We start from the raw sequence: 1,099 nt of genomic DNA, 5'->3' as shown, positions 1-1,099 counted from the left end.
TTGTGGGCTTACTATAGGGCAGAAAACCACGAGATTAACAACGCCAGTTCCCTGCTGCAGGCTGAAGCCAGCAGCACGCTTGTCGACGGTTTAATTTCAGCAGGGATCGGCGCAATCGCGCTGTTCCTGCTCGTGCTTCCTTCGGGTACTCCGCTCGATTTTCTGCATTACACGGGCGACTTCTTCATCACGCTGATTATTGTGCTCTTCGCTGTGAAAGAGCCGTTTGAGGTGTTGCGCGATGCTTTCGTTGAGCTGGTCGGTGGTGTACATTCGGATGATTCGCTCAACGCTTATGTGATGAGCCAGGCTTTAGACCATAAGCCTGAGGAGACTGACTTGGAGAAGGTTCTTGTTTTCAAGCAGGGCATGAAGTACCGCGTGGATATGTACATTGCGGGAACAGGTGAGCAGATTACTGTGTCGAATATGATCTCATGCAAGCGAGAGTTAGAAAAGGCGTTGAAGAAGAGGCTTCCTGTAGTTGATGTGAACTTCGTCTTCGACTAAGTCATTTTTCCAGAAAAGTCCGGCTGATATCGCTAGGCTTAGAGGTGAAGCCGGTAAGGGCACGCGCGAAGGGGAGGATGACATGGCACAGCACACTGTGAACGTGGTGGATGAGCCCGACAGCCATCGGCTAACTCTTGGCCAGGAGGTTCAGCACCTTATAGAAAAGGCGATTTCTCGCCGTCCTTTCGTTTCGCGCATGCAGAATGCTTCAGCACAGGTCACAGCGCAGGCTGGCAGCGCAGCTACGAACGCTGGTAGTGCGGCTATGAACTCAGCCAGCGCGGCTGTGGCTACTTCATTTACTGTGCGCAACCTTCCTGCTCGTGTGGTGTTGCCCCACTTGGAAAAGTGGCAGCGCGTGGTCACGGTGGGCGACTCGGTGAACGAAGGTTTGTGGGACCCTGTCGACACGAGCTTGGACATGACCACTTTCGAAAACCAGAGTGCGCATAATGAAACTCCGCTTTTCGGCTGGACTGACCGGCTTGCCGGTAAGATATCCGCTCGTGGAGTTGAGCAGGGCCTGTCTCCTGTTCTGTATGCTAATCTGGCGATCCGCGGCAAGCTGATCCGCTACATCGTCGAG

Annotated in this window: 2 protein-coding genes; both read left to right on the top strand. The window is 53.6% G+C overall.

The window, feature by feature from the left end:
- Positions 1 to 510, top strand: a 510-nt coding sequence (locus tag AEAE_RS06645) for a cation efflux transmembrane domain-containing protein (protein ID WP_158520558.1), incomplete at its 5' end; no start/stop codon positions are given.
- 82 nt (positions 511 to 592) lie between these two features.
- On the top strand, positions 593 to 1,099 hold a 507-nt coding region (locus AEAE_RS06640), incomplete at its 3' end, for an SGNH/GDSL hydrolase family protein (RefSeq protein ID WP_244569679.1).

The organism is Aeriscardovia aeriphila (assembly GCF_002259595.1).
Classification (GTDB): domain Bacteria; phylum Actinomycetota; class Actinomycetes; order Actinomycetales; family Bifidobacteriaceae; genus Aeriscardovia; species Aeriscardovia aeriphila.
The sequence above is the reverse complement of the archived record's forward strand: the minus strand, read 5'-3'. Positions and strand labels throughout refer to the sequence as shown.